Source organism: Roseovarius gahaiensis (assembly GCF_011601345.1).
GTDB classification, from domain to species: domain Bacteria; phylum Pseudomonadota; class Alphaproteobacteria; order Rhodobacterales; family Rhodobacteraceae; genus Roseovarius; species Roseovarius gahaiensis.
Genome location: NZ_JAAORB010000008.1, coordinates 76,886 through 93,193 on the forward strand (window position 1 = coordinate 76,886; position 16,308 = coordinate 93,193).

Below are 16,308 nucleotides of genomic sequence, written 5' to 3' on the forward strand. Positions count from 1 at the left end.
CTGTTCAGCCACCCGCCTTGGCCAAGGCCTGATCCAGATCGGCGATCAGGTCGTCGGCGGTTTCGATCCCGATGGAAATCCGCACCACGTTGGGCGCGGCCCCGGCGGCGACCTGTTGCTCTTCGGTCAGTTGGCGGTGCGTGGTCGAGGCCGAGTGGATGATCAGCGAGCGGGTATCGCCAAGGTTGGCGACATGGCTGAACAGCTCAAGGCCATCCACCAGTTTGACGCAGGCGTCATAGCCGCCCTTGAGCGCCACGGTAAACAAGCCGCCTGCGCCTTTGGGGCAAATCTGCGCCACGCGGTCATGATAGGGTGACGAGGGCAGGCCCGCATATGTTACCCCTTCAACGGCGTCATGGTTTTCCAGCCAGCCGGCAATTTTTTCGGCGTTTTCAACATGGCGCTCCATCCGCAAGGACAGGGTTTCGATCCCCATCAGGGTGTAATGCGCGGCTTGCGGGTTCAGGGTCATGCCCAGATCGCGCAGGCCAATGGCGATTCCGTGAAAGGTAAAGGCCAGCTGGCCGAATGTTTCGTGAAACTTTAGGCCGTGATAGGCGGGCTCGGGCTCGGACAGCGAGGGGAACTTGCCCGATGCGGACCAATTGAAGTTGCCCGAATCCACCACGACACCGCCGGTCACAGTGCCGTTGCCGGTCAGGAATTTGGTCATCGAATGCACCACCAGCGTCGCGCCGTGTTCAATCGGGCGGCACAGGTAGGGTGTGGCCGAGGTGTTATCGACGATCAGCGGCAAGCCCGCCTTGTCGGCCAGCGCAGACAGTGCATCCAGATCAGCGATATGGCCACCCGGATTGGCGATGGATTCGCAGAATACGGCACGGGTGTTGTCGTCAATCGCGGCCTCAACAGCATCAAGATCGTCGATATCGACAAACTTGGCCTCCCAGCCGAAGCGTTTGATCGTCTGGCTGAACTGGGTGATCGAGCCGCCATAAAGGCGGGTCGACACGACCACGTTCAACCCCGGACCCATCAGCGGGAACAGCGCCATGATCTGCGCCGCGTGCCCCGACGAACAGCAAACCGCGCCGGCGCCGCCCTCCAAAGTGGCAAGGCGTTCTTGCAGCGCGGCTACGGTTGGGTTGGTCAGGCGGGAATAGATGTAGCCCACCTCTTGCAGGTTAAACAGCGCGGCGGCATGCTCGGCATCGCGAAACACATAGGCCGTGGTCTGATAGATGGGCGTTTGCCGCGCGCCCGTGGCCGGATCGGGCCGGGCGCCTGCGTGGATTTGGAGGGTTTCAAAGCCGTGTGCCATTTTTCTGGTCCTTCCTGCGGAATTCATTGACCAAAGGTGTAGGGCATTGGAAGGTGCGTCACAACTGGGCAGGCCCGAACAGCACCGCGCAAGGAGACGATATGGCATACCCCTTTCATTTGGCGATCAATGTTCGCGATCTGGACGCTTCAAGGGATTTTTATTCCGGGCTTCTGGGGGCGGTTGAGGGACGATCGACCGAATCTTGGGTCGATTTCGATTTTTTCGGCCATCAACTGAGCCTGCATCTGGGCGAGCCGTTCGCCACCAAAGCCACCGGCAAGGTGGGTGAGCATATGGTGCCGATGCCGCATCTTGGTGTTGTGCTGCCGCTAGAGGTGTGGCGGCAGGTGGCCGACCGTCTGGAGGCCGCAGACGTGTCTTTCATCATCGCGCCGTCGGTGCGGTTTGAGGGAGAGCCGGGCGAACAATGGACGATGTTTTTCCGCGACCCGTCTGGAAACCCGATCGAGATCAAGGGGTTCGCCGATATGGCGGGCGTGTTTGACGCCTAAGCACGCTGCGCCCAATTCATAGGCACGGTTTAGCGCATCCAGAAGCCATTACGCTTGATCGTGTTGCGAATGGCCTGTTCCTTGCGGGGCAGGTTATCGCGATCAAACAGCGCCCGCACCTTTTGACCTCGCCCGTGATAAATCATGAACTTCATCGGATCGTGGGATTTCAGCACTTTCTTGATCTTGTTGGGGGCCGAGACCTCTTCCAGCACCTCGACCACCCGGTCCGATTCGCGGGCGTATAGCAGTGGCAGCAGGCGGTAGTGGCAGGTGACATCCCCATCCAGCAGCCCCGCTGGTAGCGTGTCACGCCCCCCGCCCAGGGAATGGATGACCAAGGGCAGCGCCACCTGATCCAGCCATGGGTCAAGCGATTGGCAGATCAGTTCAGGCGGTGCGTCATCGCGGATGGCCAACGCATAGTCCAAAAAGCGTTGGCCAAACACATGCGGGCATTTGTAAAAGAAAAACCCAGCGTTGAAATACAGGTAGCGCCGCCAAAACTCATCGGGGTAGTTCGGATCAAGCGAGCTTTCGAAATCCAGCCCGAACTTGTCATACAGCGATTTCCATGTGGCGGTGTAGCCCGGCCCGTAAAGCTGAATTTCCGGCCATGTGCCTTCGCGCCGCAGGGATGCGGTGGGGCGGTCGAAATCAAAGGGCACGGTGGCAAGATCACCGGTGACCAATGTGTCTGTATCGAAAAAAACAAAGGGTTCACCTTTGGGAAGCGCCAAAAGCGCCTCGATTTTGTTGCCATAGGGGTAGGCCTGCCCAAAGTGACGCGTGGCGAAGGGCACGATCTCGGCGCCGAGATGCGCCAGCAGATCGCGGGTGTCGTCGCCGCGTATGGTTGGATCATTTTGCCAAAGGGGGCCGGGTTGCGGCTCGGCCACGATCAGGCGACCGGCGAAATCAGGCGAATTGGCGCGCAACGAGGCGGCAAAGAGCACGGCCTCGTATTGCAAGCGGCCTGCCTGACCGACAATGACGATATTGTAGGGGTTGGGGGTTTTCCCTGCCTTTTCGGCCATCACTCACACTCTGCCCGGTTATGCCTTCCGCGCAGTATAAGCAGGAAGGTGGACAGGCAGAAGGGGAAGGTAAGGAATTCTTTTCTTGGCGGATTTTTTGCCGCTGGTCGCGTTTAAAGGGGAAAGTGGTGGGCGACCTAGGAATCGAACCTAGCGTGCGTCTCCGCGAGGGAGTTACAGTCCCCTGCCACACCTTGCGGCCTGTCGCCCACTTGCCCAAAACATCCAACAAGATGCCTTGAAGCGTGATGGCGTATTTAGGAAAGCCGTGGTGCAGCGTCAACCGGAAAATGCCTTGCGCCGCGACACGCGCACGCGCATTGTCGCGCCGCGTAAGGAAAGGACCGGCATGGCCCAGAAAAAACCCCGTTGGGTGATCGACAAAGAACAGGCCAAAAAGGCGGCCGACGCCGAAACTGTTTGGCTTTTCGGCCTGCACGCCGTTCGCGACGCGTTGATGAACCCGGCGCGCAAGAAGCTGCGGCTGATCGTGACCAAGAACGCGGCTGACAAACTGGCCGACGCGATCGCGACCGCCGGGATCGACCCTGACATGGCCGATCCGCGCAAGTTCCACGCGCCGCTTGATCCGCAATCAGTGCATCAAGGGGCCGCGTTGGAGGTCAAGCCGCTGGATTGGGGCGCTCTTGAGGATATCTGCGCCGCACCGCCGGGTGAGGCCGCGCCGCGCGTGGTGCTGCTGGACCGGGTCAGCGACCCGCATAACGTGGGTGCGATTCTGCGCTCGGCCGAAGTGTTCGGGGCCTGCGCCGTGATCGCCCCGCGCCACCATTCCGCGCCGGAAACCGGCGCGCTGGCCAAAACCGCCAGCGGCGCGTTGGAACGTCAGCCTTATTTGCGCGTCACAAACCTTGCGCGGTCCATCGAGGCCCTGAAAGACATGGGCTATACCGTGCTTGGGCTGGCTGGTGAGGCCGAAATGACATTGGAGACCGCGCTGGAGGGACGGCGCGATCAGCCGATTGCGCTGGTTCTGGGGTCGGAAGGGCCGGGATTGCGCGAAAAGACGCGCGAAAGCTGCGACCAATTGGTGCGAATCGCATTTATCGGCGCGTTTGGCTCGCTCAACGTCTCCAACGCGGCGGCGGTTGCCCTATATGGATCACGAACGGGTTGAGATTCTCATACGGTTCGAGGGGACATGGGCCACAAAATCGCCACTTGTAATTATTGCGGCACGCGCGCAGCGCTGGTGTTTGATCAAGGGCGTCACGAACTGACCTGTTCAAGCTGCGGCGCGCCCTTGCACGACATGAAGGCAATGCCGCAAGCCACCACGAAAGCTGGAAAACCCGCGCCAGTGGAACGCCGGGCCGACCCGCGCCGTCGCAAGGCCAGCATAGACTGGGAAGAAGAACGCCGCTTTGCGCTGGGGGATCGGGTGCGGCACAAGCCCCGAAAACGGCGCAAGCCCTTTGCCCGCAAGATGCTGGAAGAGATATGGGACGTGGTCGAAGATATTTTCGACTGATCGGCACAAGTGGTGCGTGTTCACATCCTGTTGATCACCCCCTTTATATTTTGAAACACGCACCTACGTATCAGTCAGAGGCGTCGATACGGAACATCGGCGCTTCACTTCACTGTCCCTCGTTCCGCGACTGGCGCCCAAGGTTATCCTTGGGCGCTTTTTTCTTCCGCGAAACAGGGATAAGGTATCACGCATGACCCAGACCTACTCGGACGCCTTTTTGCGCAAGATCCTGACCCGCACCCGCCGTGTGGCGGTTGTCGGCATGTCGTTGAACCCGGTGCGCCCCAGCTATTACGTGGCGCGCTACCTGAAACTGAAAGGTTTTGACGTGGTGCCGGTTAATCCGGGCCACGCGGGCCAAGAGGTTTTCGGCGCGCGTGTGGTGGCCAGTTTGGCCGAGATCGAAGGCGGGGTGGACATGGTGGATATTTTCCGCCGCCCCGAACATGTGCCGCCCATCGTGGATGACGCATTGGCGCTGTTTCCCGGATTGCAGACGATCTGGATGCAGATCGGTGTGGTCAACGAGGCGGCGGCTGACGTGGCGCGCGAACGCGGGGTGGATGTGGTGATGAACCGCTGCCCTAAGATCGAATATCAGCGCCTGTTCGGGGAATTGCGCATGGGCGGTTTTAACACCGGCGTGATTTCGTCGAAACTATAAGGGGTCAGGGGGCGCTGCCCCCGTCGCGCGGGGCGCGACTCCCCCGGAGTATTTTTCGAACAATGAAGGTGGGGCGCTGCGCGAGGGTGCTCAGCCGGTTTCGATATCAGCGGCGATGCGCATGTCGCGCAACGGTTTGACCAATTCGATGGCGCGGGCATAGATCGGGTGGGATTTATAGGCGTCCAGATCAGCCTGATTGTCGAACTCGGCATAGACCACGAAATCAACCTCGGCCCCGGTCAGCCGGTCGGCATGCAGGTTGCGGCGCACTTCGAAATGGCGGGCGTGGGGGATTTTCGAGAGGGTTTCAAGCCCGTCGCGGATGCGATCCAGATCGTCGGGGTTGCGGGCGGTGAAAAATACGATGTGACGGATCATTCTGGGCGCGATGCCTTTTCCTGAAGGCCGGATCGGGATTGGCGGCGAGCGAGTTCATCCATCACGTCGGCCACACGGACGCCGCGGGCATGTAGCATGACCAGCAAGTGAAACAGCACATCCGCAGCCTCGGAGGTGAGGCGTTCGGGATCGTTTTTCACGGCTTCGATTACGGCTTCGATGGCCTCTTCGCCAAACTTTTCGGCCGCCTTTTCAGGGCCCTTGGCCAGCAGCTTGGCGGTCCAGCTTTCGCTTGGGTCGGCGGCCGCGCGGGCGGCAATGATCTGTTCAAGGTCGTCTAGGGTCATGCGCCTGTCCTGATGGGCACGCCTGCGGCGGCCATGTGATCCTTGGCCTGCTGGATCGTGTAATCGCCAAAGTGAAAGATCGAGGCGGCCAGCACCGCTGATGCGCCGCCTTTGGTGACGCCATCGACAAGATGATCCAGATCGCCGACACCGCCCGAGGCGATGACGGGAATATCAACCGCGTCCGAGATTGCGCGGGTCAGCGGCAGGTTGAACCCCGCGCGCGTGCCGTCGCGGTCCATTGAGGTCAGCAGGATTTCACCGGCGCCTTTGGCCTCGACAAGCTTGGCGAATTCGACGGCGTCGATGCCGGTGGGTTTGCGCCCGCCATGGGTGAAGATTTCCCATTTTCCGGGGCTGACGGTTTTTGCGTCAATGGCCACGACGATGCATTGGCTGCCGAACTGATCAGCGGCGCGGCGCACGACGTCAGGGTCGGCCACGGCGGCAGAGTTGAAGCTGACCTTGTCCGCGCCTGCGAGCAGCAAGGCGCGAACATCGTCCACTGTTCGCACGCCGCCGCCCACAGTGAGCGGGATATAGCATTGCTCGGCGGTGCGGGTGACCACATCCAGCATCACGCCACGGTTTTCATGGGTCGCATGGATATCGAGAAAGCACAGCTCGTCCGCGCCGGCGGCGTCATAGGCGCGGGCGGCATCGACAGGATCACCCGCGTCGCGCAGGTTGACGAAATTCACGCCTTTGACCACGCGGCCATCGGCCACGTCGAGGCAGGGGATGATGCGGACCTTCAACATGCCGGTGAGGTATCCCGAAACATGGGGCTTTGAAAAGGTCTGACCTGCACGGCGCGGCGTTTTTACATCCGCCGGGATTACCGCCGCGACAGCCTGAGCGACAAAATCCCCGAGGCGAGGATCACCGCCAGCCCGGTCAGCGACAGCGCATCGGGCCAGTCGCCGAAGGCCAGCCAGCCCAGAAAGGTGGCGGCCAGAAGTTGTGTGTAGATCAACGGGGCGATCACCGAGGCCGGGGCATGGCGGTTGGCCACCGCCAGCAACAGGTTGCCAAGAGCAGATCCGAAGGCGCTGATGGCGAAGAGCAGCCATAGCCATGCGGTCATCGCGGGCGCGCCCACCACAAAGGCCAGCGGCGCCAGCAAAAGACTGCCCGCCAGCAATTGCGAGATCACGAGAAAGCGCGGCCGAAACGATCCGGCCAGCCAGCGCGTGGTCACAAGAAAGCTGCCGAAGAAAACCCCCGCCAACAGCGCAAAACCCATGCCCGGACCTGCGCCGAATCCCGGTTTGACAACCAGCAGAACGCCGCTGAAGCCAAGCCCCAGAAGCACACAGCGCAGTGGCGTGATCCGTTCCCCAAGCAACCATGCGGCCAGAATGAACGAGATGATCGGCCCGATGAAGAAGGCCCCGAACACATCGGCCATGGGGGCATATCTCAGCGCGGTGAGAATCGATGAGATGACCCCGGCGATCAGCGCGCCGCGCATCAGGATACGCCAATCAAACAGCTGTGCCAGCTCGGCCCGTCGCAGACCGCTGAACGGCAGCAGCACCAGCGCGGCCATGGCAAACCGCGCCCATGCCACGAAAAACGGGTGTGCGCCCGACGCGCTGAGGGCCTTTCCAGCGGTGTCACCGGTCACGATGCTGAACATCGCCGTGACGACCGTCAACAAAGTGACCCACAGCGGCACAGCCGCCGGTATCGGGCGTCCGGGGCCGGTGTGCGAAGGTGTCTGCAAGCGCTGTGGGTCGGGCATGGATAAGCCTGGTTTGGGGTGTCACGGTATTGTGTATGGGCAAACCGGCCCGGTTGCCAGAACCTGAGGCCGTTTTGGTGCACCTGAAAGGAGATTACGATGAAACGATTTCTAGCGGCTTGTGTTCTCGGCTTGGCGGCGCAGGGGGCGTGGGCCTCGGATGATGATATCTTGAAAGTCCGCGCAGGCGGTGACGTAGCGGCCACCATGGACGCACTGGAAGCGGCGGTCACCGGCGCAGGTGCCACCGTGTTCGCGCGCGTCGATCACGCGGCTGGCGCGGCCAATGTGGATATGGAGCTGGCACCGTCAGAATTGCTGATTTTCGGCAATCCCAAATTGGGGACGACCGCGATGCAGGATAACCCGCTTGCGGGGCTGTACCTGCCGTTGAAGGTTTTGGTTTATGAGGATGCCCAAGGCCAAGTCTGGCTGGCGTATGAAGACCCCGAGGAAAGCCTGGACGATCTGCCCGGCATCAATGAAGGTGCGGGCTATATCGCCAAGATGCAGGGCGCGTTGGGCAATCTGACGGCCAAGGCGGCGGACGGTTAAGGCTGACCCGAAGGCGGGTCAGGCGTTCATCACCTGCAGCGCCTCGGACAGATCAATCGCCCCATCATAAAGCGCCCGGCCCGAGATCGCCCCGTTCAGCGGCGCGCCGCAGGCTTTCAGCGCCTTTAGGTCGTCGATCGAACTGACCCCGCCCGAGGCGATCACCGGGATCGACACCGCATTGGCCAGCGCGGCGGTCTCTGCGATATTGGGGCCTTGCATGGCACCATCGCGGTTGATGTCGGTGTAGATGATCGCCGCCATGCCCGCATCTTCGAACGAGCGTGCCAGATCGGTGGCGTTGACATCGGTTTCTTGGGCCCAGCCTTTGGTGGCGACCATGCCTTGGCGCGCGTCGATGCCGACGGCGACCTGACCGGGAAAGGCGCGGGCCGCGTCGCGCACGAGCGTAGGGTTTTCAACCGCTACAGTGCCAAGGATCACGCGCGCCAGCCCCTTGGACAGCCAGCGTTCGATGGTGGCCATGTCGCGGATGCCGCCGCCCAGTTGGGCGGGCACGCGGGTGCGCTCAAGGATCGCCTCGACCGGGGCAGCATTTACGGGCTCACCAGCGAAAGCGCCGTTGAGGTCCACCAGATGCAGCCATTCGCATCCTGCCTCGACAAATTCCATGGCCTGCGCGGCTGGATCGTCGTTAAAGACCGTGGCTTTTTCCATTTCACCTTTGAACAGGCGCACGGCCTGACCGTCTTTGAGGTCGATGGCGGGGTAGAGGATCATGGCCGAAATCCTTGTTGGCTGCGTTGTTGGCCGTTTGGCATGGGGCCACGCGAAATGCAACGCGACCCGACGTCAGACTTGATTTAAAACAGCGCCGCGCGCGAGACTTGCCACAGCAGATGTCAGGGAGGACACCTAAGATGAACAAGCTGTTTGCCGCGGCGATAGCCATTGTTGCGAGTGCGGGGGGCGCCACCGCCGACCCGATGCTGGGCACGTGGAAAACCGAAGTGGATGACGGATCTTACGCGCATGTGCAAATGCAGACATGTGGCGCCAATATCTGTAGAACGATCGCGCGGACGTTCAAGGATGGGGGCGAATACAAATCGCCCACGATTGGCAAGATGTTGGTGCGCAACATGACACCGCAGGGCGATGGCCAATACGAAGGTAAAGTTTGGCGACCGTCGAATGACAAGATCTACATCGGCAAGATTGATTTGCAGGGCAATGCGCTGAAGCTGCGCGGCTGTGTGGCGGGTGGTTTGATCTGCGCCAAGCAGACATGGACGCGGGTTCAGTAATCCGCGTTAAATCTGGCGCCGCTTGTCCGCCGTGACCGGCGGCCGCGCAGCGCCTTGGTGTGTCAGGGTTTCCAGTTCAGGAAGTTGGCAATGATCCGCAGGCCGGTCGACTGGCTTTTTTCCGGGTGAAATTGCGTGCCGACAATATTGTCGCGCCCGACCACTGCCGTGATCGGACCGCCATAATCGACATGCGCCAGCAGGTGTGCCGGATCGTCGACGCGGAAATGATAGGAATGCACGAAATACGCGTGATCGCCGGTTGAGATGCCGTCGAACACAGGGTGCGGATGGTCGATCACCAGATCGTTCCAGCCCATATGCGGCACTTTCAGCGTGGCGTCGGAGGGCGCGATGCGGTCCACCGTTCCGCCGATCCAGTCAAACCCGTCGGTTTCACGGTATTCAAGGCCGCGCGTGGCCAGCATCTGCATCCCGATGCAGATACCCATGAAGGGGCGGCCTTGGGTCATGACCGCCTCTTGGATGGCCTCGAACAGGCCGCGGTGATCGTAAAGCTCATCACGGCAGGCCGGAAACGCGCCGTCCCCCGGCAAGACAATGCGCGAGGCGCGGCGCACGGTGTCGGGGTCTGACGTGATGGTCACGGCACCGGCGCCCACCTCGGACGCCATGCGCTGAAACGCTTTTTCAGCCGAGTGCAGGTTGCCGGATTCGTAGTCGACGATAACGGTGGTCATGCCGGTCACAGCGCCCCTTTGGTCGATGGCACGGCATCGGATTTGCGCGCATCGGTTTCCACGGCGTCGCGCAGGGCGCGGGCGACGGCCTTGAATGCGGCCTCGGCGATGTGGTGACTGTTGATCCCGTGCAGCGCATCGACATGCAGGGTGATGCCGCCATGGGTGCTGAGGGCCTGAAAGAACTCGCGCACCAGCTCGGTGTCGAAATGGCCGATTTTCTGTGTGGGCATATCGACATTCCACACCAGATAGGGCCGTCCCGACAGGTCAAGCGCGGCGCGCACCAGCGCGTCATCCATCGGCAGAAGGCAGGCACCATAGCGGCGAATCCCGCGCTTGTCGCCAAGCGCTTGGGTCAGGGCCTGACCAAGGGCGATGCCCACATCCTCGACGCTGTGGTGATCGTCGATATGGGTGTCGCCATCGCAGCGGATTGTCATGTCGATCAGCGAATGACGCGCCAATTGATCCAGCATGTGATCAAAAAAGCCGACGCCGGTCTGGGTGTCATAAGCCCCGGTGCCGTCGAGATTGACCTCGACGTTGATCTGGGTTTCGGCGGTTTTGCGTGTGATCGTGGCGCTGCGCATTAGGTTTGCCCTTTTTGGTGTTCGGCATCTTTATAGGGGGGACGTTCGACCGCGCCAAGGGGCCGCCACGCGATTGGTCCGGCCTGCGGCGCCTGCGCGACAGGCGGGTCGCAATGATCTTGATGGGGAAGAGTAATTGGAGCGGGTGATGAGATTCGAACTCACGACATTTACCTTGGCAAGGTAACGCTCTACCCCTGAGCTACACCCGCGTCCTTGGGTAGGGCGGGATTTATAAACTCTTGGCGGTGGCCGCAAGACCAAATTTCAGGAAATCTAAGAAAAAGTTTTTCGAGGGCCGCGCGCCACCTGCTTGAGGGGCCAAATCACAAGGCCAGTTCGGCAAAACCCAGCATTGTTGACAGCGCAAGCCCCCCCAAGCAGCACGATCTGGTGCCGTGGGGCGCGACTTCGCCGATTTGAAGAAGGCGGACGCGGGGGGCGAAGGTGACTGTTGGCGTGCGGGCGAAAGCGTTGGGTCCCTACCAAGCAATGACGGTTGTTAGCCCCGGAGCAGTCATTTGGACCGGCACTGAAGGAGATTAATGCGAATGTGCAAGGTGTTGGCCGCGACTGGCTGGGTTGCGGGACCAAGCGGATATCCTCGCCCGCGCGGGATCAAGGCCGAAGGCTGCCGCGCATCGCCGGGCCGCCCCCACGGCACGGCGATTGGGCTGATCTTGGTGCGCCGCTTGAAGGTCGCGCGCAAGTGGTTGGGATAAAGTGCTAAAGCGCCGGGTTGGGTCGCCGCACCGCGGCCCGGCAATGCGCGGCTTGTTCATTCGACGCACCCGGCACGGCGATGGGGTTTGGCCCGCCATTGGCGATGCCTGAAATTCAAGGCCCCGGAAACGCACCCACGGGGCCTTTCACCCTTATTCGAATTCGACCAGCAGATCCTTGGCGTCGATCTGGCCACCGGCCTGCACATGCACAGCCTTGACGGTGGCGTCGCGTTCGGCGTGGATGCCGGTTTCCATTTTCATCGCTTCGATGGTCAGAAGCATGTCGCCTTCCTTGATTTTCTGACCCACGGACACCGTGACACTGGCCACGACGCCGGGCATTGGCGCGCCGACATGGGCCGGGTTGCCTTGCTCGGCCTTGGGTCGTGCGGCGGTGGTGGCCTTGGCCTTGCGGTCGGGCACGCGGATCACGCGCGGCTGACCGTTGAGTTCAAAGAACACCTTCACCTCGCCGTCCTCGCCGGTTTCGCCGACGGTTTGCAGGCGGATTTCAAGGATTTTGCCGGGGTCGATCTCGGCCGAGATTTCTTCGCCCGGCTCCATCCCGTAAAAGAAGATGCGCGTGGGCAGCGTGCGCACAGGGCCATACATCCGGTGGCGGCCCATGTAATCAAGGAAGACCTTGGGATACATCAGATATCCGTTGAGGTCTTCGTTATCCACCGCCTTGCCTTCAAGCTGGTCAATCAGATCGGCCTGCGCGGCCTTCAGATCAACCGGGTCCAAATGTGCGCCAGGGCGCGCGGTGTTGGGTTTTTCGTCCTTCAGCACTTTCTTGACGATGGCCTCGGGAAAGCCGCCGGGGGGCTGGCCCAGATTGCCGCGCATCATGTCGATCACCGAATCGGGAAAGGCCACATCGGTGTCGGGGTTTTCGACATCGGCGCGGGTCAATCCTTGGCTGACCATCATCAGCGCCATGTCACCCACCACCTTGGAGGAGGGCGTGACCTTGACGATATCGCCGAACATCTGGTTCACGTCGGCATAGGTCTTGGCGATGTCGGGCCACTTTTCCTCAAGCCCAAGGCTGCGGGCCTGCGCCTTGAGGTTGGTGAACTGTCCGCCGGGCATTTCGTGCAGATACACTTCCGAGGCCGGGGCGGCGAGCCCGGATTCAAACGCCACGTATTGCGCGCGCACCTGTTCCCAGTAATTCGAGATCTCGCGGATCCGCTCGATATCCAGCCCGGTGTCACGCTCGGTATGCATCAAGGCTTCGACGATCGAGCCAAGGCAGGGCTGTGAGGTGCCGCCCGAGAACGCATCCATCGCCGCATCCACCGCATCGACGCCCGCGTCTGCGGCGGCCAGAATGGTGCCACCGGCAATGCCGCTGGTGTCGTGGGTGTGGAAATGCACCGGGATCGTCAATTCGTCCTTCAGCGCCTTGACCAATGCGCGCGCCGCGGCGGGTTTCAACAGGCCCGCCATGTCTTTGAGGCCCAGCACATGCGCGCCTGCCGCCTCCAGTTCTTTCGCCATGGCGACATAATATTTCAGGTCATACTTGGCGCGGTCAGGATCAAGGATATCGCCGGTGTAGCAAATCGTGCCCTCGCAGATCTTGCCGGTGCCGATCACCGCGTCCATGGCGACGCGCATGTTTTCCACCCAGTTGAGGCTGTCGAACACGCGGAACACATCAACGCCGGTGTCCGCAGCTTGGCGCACGAATTCCTGCACCACGTTGTCGGGATAGTTGGTGTAGCCCACCCCGTTTGAGGCGCGCAGCAGCATTTGCGTCAGCACATTTGGCATGGCGGCGCGCAGTTCGCGCAGGCGTTGCCACGGGCATTCCTGCAAGAAACGGTAGGCCACATCGAAGGTGGCCCCGCCCCAGCATTCCACGCTGAACAGTTGCGACAGGTTGGCGGCGTAAGCAGGCGCGACTTTGATCATGTCGATCGACCGCATCCGGGTGGCCAACAGCGATTGGTGCCCGTCGCGCATGGTTGTATCGGTCAACAAAAGCTGCGGCTGGTCTAGCATCCAGTCGGCCACACCCTTGGCGCCTTTGGCGTCCAAAAGTGTCTTGGTGCCGGGGGCCGCATCGCCGATCAAATGCGGCGGGCGGGGTGGCTTGGCCTCGGCCGGTTTGGCGCGGCCTGTGGTTTCGGGATGCCCGTTCACGGTGATGTCGGCGATATAGGTCAGAACCTTGGTGCCCCGATCCCGCCGTTTGCTGAACTTGAACAGATCGGGCGTGTCGTCGATGAACTTGGTCGTATAATCGTTGCTGAGGAAGGTCGGGTGCTTCAGCAGGTTTTCGACAAAGGCGATATTGGTGCTGACGCCGCGAATACGGAACTCGCGCAGGGCGCGGTCCATTCGCGCGATTGCCGCTTCGGGCGTTTGCGCGTGGGCTGTGACCTTGGTCAGAAGGCTGTCATAATACCGCGTGATCACCCCGCCCGCATAGGCGGTGCCACCATCAAGGCGAATGCCCATGCCCGTGGCCGAGCGGTAAGCGGTGATGCGGCCATAATCGGGTATGAAATTGTTCAGCGGATCTTCGGTGGTGATCCGCGTTTGCAACGCATGGCCGTTCAGAGTGATGGCATCCTGACCGGTCTTGCCCGTGGCCTCTTGGATGGTTTTGCCCTCGGCGATGCGAATTTGCGCCTGCACGATGTCGATGCCGGTCACTTCCTCGGTGACGGTATGTTCGACCTGCACGCGTGGGTTGACCTCGATGAAATAGAACTGGCTGGTGTCCATATCCATCAGGAACTCGACCGTGCCGGCGCATTCGTAATTGACGTGCTTGCAAATCTTGTAGCCAAGCTCGCAAATCTCGGCGCGTTGCAGATCGGTCAGGTAGGGGGCTGGCGCCCGCTCAACGACTTTTTGGTTGCGGCGCTGCACGGTGCAGTCACGCTCGAAAAGGTGATACATCTGGCCGTGCTTGTCGCCCAGAATCTGGACCTCGACATGCCGGGCGCGGATGATCATCTTTTCCAGATACCCCTCGCCATTGCCAAAGGCGGCCTCGGCCTCGCGGCGGCCTTCCATGACCTTCTCGGCCAGCTCATCAGGGCCGTTGATCGGGCGCATGCCGCGCCCGCCGCCGCCCCATGACGCCTTGAGCATCAAGGGATAGCCGATCTGTTCGGCCTCGGCGCGGATAGCATCCATATCGTCGCCCAGAACTTCGGTGGCCGGAATGACGGGCACACCGGCCTCGATCGCCACTTTGCGGGCGCTGGCCTTGTCGCCAAGGGCGCGCATGGTTTCGGACTTGGGGCCGATAAAGGTGATGCCATTGGCATCGCAGGCATCCACGAAATCGGGGTTTTCCGACAGCAGGCCATAGCCGGGGTGAATCGCATCAGCGCCCGAATCCTTGGCGACACGGATGATTTCATCAATCGACAGATAAGCGGCCACAGGGCCAAGGCCTTCGCCGATGCGATAGGCTTCGTCGGCCTTGAAGCGATGCAGGCCCAGCTTGTCTTCTTCGGCAAAGACCGCGACCGTGCGCTTGCCCATTTCATTGGCCGCCCGCATGATGCGGATCGCAATTTCGCCGCGGTTGGCAATAAGGATTTTCTTGAACTCGCTCACGGGCTTCAGCCCCCCTGTCTGTCGCATATCATTCGACCGGCCTATGCGTTGCGCAGCTTGCTGCGGTGCAGCGCCGGTGCAGCCATTTTGTAGGAGTTGTGAAAGGTTTGCGCAATGCCGCAGCGACGTCTTTCACCATAACGCGACATTTCGTGGATGTTCGGTCGGCACCTCGGTTGCCTTGGGCAAAATAGAAAAATGTATACAGTTCAATTCTCTACAGCTTCACGCAGTAAAGCGTGATGGTGTCGCAGCAGGGGGCGACACCTCGGGGGCGGAAATCAGCCTGCGGGGGGCCTCTGACAGGTTCGACAGGCCCAGCTGACCCATGTTTGCCCGAAGGTCGAGCGACAGAATATCATGTAGATGTGCAGGCCCCTTGGCGCCAAGCGCCCCGAGGGCATAATGCCAAGGCCGCCCCATCATCACGTAATCCGCCCCCAGCGCGATGGCGCGCAGGATATCGAGACCGGTTTCAATTCCGCCATCAAGGATCACCGGTTTCGACGTGGCGGCGCGGATCGCGGGCAGCGCTTCGATCGTGGCGGGGGCGGCATCGAATTGCCGCCCGGCATGGTTTGAAACCCAGATCGCGTCGATGCCTTCGTCCTCAAGCCGGGGCACGTCGCCCGCGTCAAGCACCCCCTTGACGATCATCGGCCCGTCCCACGCGTCGCGCAGCCAGCGCAGATACTCCCAATCCGGCGCGGTGCGCAAAAGGTAGCCCGCATGCGCGGTTGATGACAGCCCGCTGAGATTGCCTGCATAGTGATCAATCAGTTTCATCCGCGGCATGCCGCGCCGGGCGATGCCGGTGGCCCATGTCGGGCAACGCGCAATCTGGGCCAACAGGCGCGGCGTCAGTTTCGGCGGCGTCGTCAGGCCCGAGCGCACCTGCCGTTCGCGGCGGCTGGCTACGGGCACATCGACTGTCAGCACCAGCGTGCCAAAGCCCGCGTTACGCGCCCGCGCTAGCATATCGGCGCGAATATCGGGGTCGCGCGGCGGATACATCTGGAACCAGGCATGTTCGCCCACCACGCCTTGTAAATCGGAGGGTGTTTGCGTGGCCACCGTGGACAGCGCGTAGGGCATGCCCAATTGCGCCGCAGCCCCGGCCAAAAGCTGTTCGGCCCCCGGCCAAATCAGGCCCGACATGCCAAGCGGCGCAATGCCGACGGGCAGGGGCAGGGTCTGGCCGAAAAGACGGGCGGACAGGTCCGGCGTGATCTCGCCGTGCAGAATCGAGGGCATGAGGCGCACCTCATCCAGCTTACTGCGGTTGCGGGCGGTCGTGGCTTCGGACCCGGTGCCACTGTCGAGATATTCCCAAACGAAATGCGGGATGCGGCGGCGGGCGCGCTGGCGCAGATCGTGCAAAGCGGGGTATTTTGCGTGCAAGTCCATGGCGTGACTTTACGCGCGTGCAAGGCGGTGTCCAGATGG

17 protein-coding genes and 2 tRNA genes are annotated in these 16,308 nt (G+C 61.5%); 6 read left to right on the top strand and 13 right to left on the bottom strand.

Annotated features, from left to right (window positions below; all coding sequences use genetic code 11):
* Positions 1 to 4: 4 nt before the first annotated feature.
* A complete protein-coding gene (locus tag HAT86_RS06710; protein WP_167194787.1) occupies positions 5 to 1,285 on the bottom strand; it encodes an O-acetylhomoserine aminocarboxypropyltransferase/cysteine synthase family protein in 1,281 nt (426 codons plus the stop codon).
* Between the two features lie 101 nt (positions 1,286 to 1,386).
* Here HAT86_RS06710 and HAT86_RS06715 point away from each other — a divergent pair, with 101 nt between their 5' ends.
* Positions 1,387 to 1,800, top strand: a complete 414-nt coding sequence (locus HAT86_RS06715; protein WP_167194790.1) for a VOC family protein — start codon at positions 1,387 to 1,389, stop codon at positions 1,798 to 1,800.
* Between the two features lie 29 nt (positions 1,801 to 1,829).
* Here the strand turns inward: HAT86_RS06715 and HAT86_RS06720 are convergent, their stop codons facing one another.
* Together HAT86_RS06720 and HAT86_RS06725 are read right to left on the bottom strand one after the other, a co-directional pair.
* Positions 1,830 to 2,837, bottom strand: coding sequence for a hypothetical protein (locus HAT86_RS06720; protein WP_167194793.1), 1,008 nt, complete (start codon positions 2,835 to 2,837; stop codon positions 1,830 to 1,832).
* A 126-nt stretch (positions 2,838 to 2,963) separates the two neighbouring features.
* A tRNA-Tyr gene (locus HAT86_RS06725) sits at positions 2,964 to 3,047 on the bottom strand.
* A 139-nt stretch (positions 3,048 to 3,186) separates the two neighbouring features.
* Here HAT86_RS06725 and rlmB point away from each other — a divergent pair.
* The 3 genes from rlmB (at position 3,187) to HAT86_RS06740 (ending at position 4,996) form a co-directional block, all read left to right on the top strand.
* On the top strand, positions 3,187 to 3,975 hold the full coding sequence (gene rlmB, locus HAT86_RS06730; RefSeq protein WP_167194796.1) for a 23S rRNA (guanosine(2251)-2'-O)-methyltransferase RlmB: 789 nt from the start codon (positions 3,187 to 3,189) through the stop codon (positions 3,973 to 3,975).
* A gap of 24 nt (positions 3,976 to 3,999) precedes the next feature.
* Complete coding sequence (locus tag HAT86_RS06735) at positions 4,000 to 4,329, top strand: hypothetical protein (protein ID WP_167194799.1); 330 nt, start codon at positions 4,000 to 4,002, stop codon at positions 4,327 to 4,329.
* Between the two features lie 193 nt (positions 4,330 to 4,522).
* The gene (locus tag HAT86_RS06740; protein WP_167194802.1) at positions 4,523 to 4,996 is read left to right on the top strand and encodes a CoA-binding protein; all 474 of its coding nucleotides are present in this window, start codon (positions 4,523 to 4,525) and stop codon (positions 4,994 to 4,996) included.
* A gap of 90 nt (positions 4,997 to 5,086) precedes the next feature.
* Here the strand turns inward: HAT86_RS06740 and HAT86_RS06745 are convergent, their stop codons facing one another.
* The 4 genes from HAT86_RS06745 to HAT86_RS06760 all read right to left on the bottom strand — a co-directional run bounded on the left by HAT86_RS06745 (position 5,087) and on the right by HAT86_RS06760 (position 7,432).
* Positions 5,087 to 5,377 (bottom strand): Dabb family protein, encoded by a 291-nt coding sequence (locus tag HAT86_RS06745; RefSeq protein ID WP_167194805.1) that lies wholly within the window; start codon positions 5,375 to 5,377, stop codon positions 5,087 to 5,089.
* On the bottom strand, positions 5,374 to 5,685 hold the full coding sequence (locus HAT86_RS06750) for a phosphoribosyl-ATP diphosphatase (RefSeq protein ID WP_167194808.1): 312 nt from the start codon (positions 5,683 to 5,685) through the stop codon (positions 5,374 to 5,376). Before HAT86_RS06750 ends, HAT86_RS06745 begins: the two co-directional genes overlap by 4 nt.
* On the bottom strand, positions 5,682 to 6,446 hold the full coding sequence (hisF, locus tag HAT86_RS06755) for an imidazole glycerol phosphate synthase subunit HisF (RefSeq protein ID WP_167194812.1): 765 nt from the start codon (positions 6,444 to 6,446) through the stop codon (positions 5,682 to 5,684). Before hisF ends, HAT86_RS06750 begins: the two co-directional genes overlap by 4 nt.
* 77 nt (positions 6,447 to 6,523) lie before the next feature.
* A complete protein-coding gene (locus HAT86_RS06760) occupies positions 6,524 to 7,432 on the bottom strand; it encodes a DMT family transporter (protein WP_167194815.1) in 909 nt (302 codons plus the stop codon).
* Positions 7,433 to 7,531: 99 nt separating this feature from the next.
* Here HAT86_RS06760 and HAT86_RS06765 point away from each other — a divergent pair, with 99 nt between their 5' ends.
* A complete protein-coding gene (locus tag HAT86_RS06765) occupies positions 7,532 to 7,987 on the top strand; it encodes a DUF302 domain-containing protein (protein WP_167194818.1) in 456 nt (151 codons plus the stop codon).
* An 18-nt stretch (positions 7,988 to 8,005) separates the two neighbouring features.
* On the opposite strand, the gene hisA is transcribed toward HAT86_RS06765, so the two are convergent.
* Positions 8,006 to 8,728, bottom strand: a complete 723-nt coding sequence (gene hisA / locus HAT86_RS06770) for a 1-(5-phosphoribosyl)-5-[(5-phosphoribosylamino)methylideneamino]imidazole-4-carboxamide isomerase (protein ID WP_167194821.1) — start codon at positions 8,726 to 8,728, stop codon at positions 8,006 to 8,008.
* Between the two features lie 140 nt (positions 8,729 to 8,868).
* On the opposite strand from hisA, the gene HAT86_RS06775 reads away from it, so the two are divergent.
* The gene (locus HAT86_RS06775) at positions 8,869 to 9,255 is read left to right on the top strand and encodes a DUF2147 domain-containing protein (protein ID WP_167194824.1); all 387 of its coding nucleotides are present in this window, start codon (positions 8,869 to 8,871) and stop codon (positions 9,253 to 9,255) included.
* A gap of 62 nt (positions 9,256 to 9,317) precedes the next feature.
* On the opposite strand, the gene hisH is transcribed toward HAT86_RS06775, so the two are convergent.
* The 5 genes from hisH to HAT86_RS06800 all read right to left on the bottom strand — a co-directional run bounded on the left by hisH (position 9,318) and on the right by HAT86_RS06800 (position 16,269).
* Positions 9,318 to 9,956: an imidazole glycerol phosphate synthase subunit HisH gene (gene hisH, locus HAT86_RS06780; RefSeq protein WP_167194827.1), complete on the bottom strand. Its 639-nt coding sequence runs from the start codon at positions 9,954 to 9,956 to the stop codon at positions 9,318 to 9,320.
* 5 nt (positions 9,957 to 9,961) lie between these two features.
* Entirely contained in the window at positions 9,962 to 10,549 is a 588-nt protein-coding gene (gene hisB / locus HAT86_RS06785) for an imidazoleglycerol-phosphate dehydratase HisB (RefSeq protein ID WP_167194830.1), read from the bottom strand.
* A 137-nt stretch (positions 10,550 to 10,686) separates the two neighbouring features.
* Positions 10,687 to 10,761 (bottom strand) — tRNA-Gly (locus tag HAT86_RS06790).
* A gap of 663 nt (positions 10,762 to 11,424) precedes the next feature.
* A complete protein-coding gene (locus HAT86_RS06795) occupies positions 11,425 to 14,862 on the bottom strand; it encodes a pyruvate carboxylase (protein ID WP_167194833.1) in 3,438 nt (1,145 codons plus the stop codon).
* Positions 14,863 to 15,087: 225 nt separating this feature from the next.
* A complete protein-coding gene (locus HAT86_RS06800) occupies positions 15,088 to 16,269 on the bottom strand; it encodes an alpha-hydroxy acid oxidase (protein ID WP_167194836.1) in 1,182 nt (393 codons plus the stop codon).
* Between the last annotated feature and the right edge of the window lie 39 nt (positions 16,270 to 16,308).

Bases quoted from the DNA above. Each gene is read 5' to 3' on its own strand.
- HAT86_RS06720 (WP_167194793.1), bottom strand. From the start codon at position 2,837: ATGGCCGAAAAGGCAGGGAAAACCCCCAACCCCTACAATATCGTCATT.
- hisF (WP_167194812.1), bottom strand. From the start codon at position 6,446: ATGTTGAAGGTCCGCATCATCCCCTGCCTCGACGTGGCCGATGGCCGC.
- HAT86_RS06750 (WP_167194808.1), bottom strand. From the start codon at position 5,685: ATGACCCTAGACGACCTTGAACAGATCATTGCCGCCCGCGCGGCCGCC.
- HAT86_RS06740 (WP_167194802.1), top strand. From the start codon at position 4,523: ATGACCCAGACCTACTCGGACGCCTTTTTGCGCAAGATCCTGACCCGC.
- HAT86_RS06715 (WP_167194790.1), top strand. From the start codon at position 1,387: ATGGCATACCCCTTTCATTTGGCGATCAATGTTCGCGATCTGGACGCT.
- HAT86_RS06745 (WP_167194805.1), bottom strand. From the start codon at position 5,377: ATGATCCGTCACATCGTATTTTTCACCGCCCGCAACCCCGACGATCTG.
- HAT86_RS06775 (WP_167194824.1), top strand. From the start codon at position 8,869: ATGAACAAGCTGTTTGCCGCGGCGATAGCCATTGTTGCGAGTGCGGGG.
- hisH (WP_167194827.1), bottom strand. From the start codon at position 9,956: ATGACCACCGTTATCGTCGACTACGAATCCGGCAACCTGCACTCGGCT.
- rlmB (WP_167194796.1), top strand. From the start codon at position 3,187: ATGGCCCAGAAAAAACCCCGTTGGGTGATCGACAAAGAACAGGCCAAA.
- HAT86_RS06760 (WP_167194815.1), bottom strand. From the start codon at position 7,432: ATGCCCGACCCACAGCGCTTGCAGACACCTTCGCACACCGGCCCCGGA.
- hisB (WP_167194830.1), bottom strand. From the start codon at position 10,549: ATGCGCAGCGCCACGATCACACGCAAAACCGCCGAAACCCAGATCAAC.
- hisA (WP_167194821.1), bottom strand. From the start codon at position 8,728: ATGATCCTCTACCCCGCCATCGACCTCAAAGACGGTCAGGCCGTGCGC.
- HAT86_RS06710 (WP_167194787.1), bottom strand. From the start codon at position 1,285: ATGGCACACGGCTTTGAAACCCTCCAAATCCACGCAGGCGCCCGGCCC.
- HAT86_RS06800 (WP_167194836.1), bottom strand. From the start codon at position 16,269: ATGGACTTGCACGCAAAATACCCCGCTTTGCACGATCTGCGCCAGCGC.
- HAT86_RS06765 (WP_167194818.1), top strand. From the start codon at position 7,532: ATGAAACGATTTCTAGCGGCTTGTGTTCTCGGCTTGGCGGCGCAGGGG.
- HAT86_RS06735 (WP_167194799.1), top strand. From the start codon at position 4,000: ATGGGCCACAAAATCGCCACTTGTAATTATTGCGGCACGCGCGCAGCG.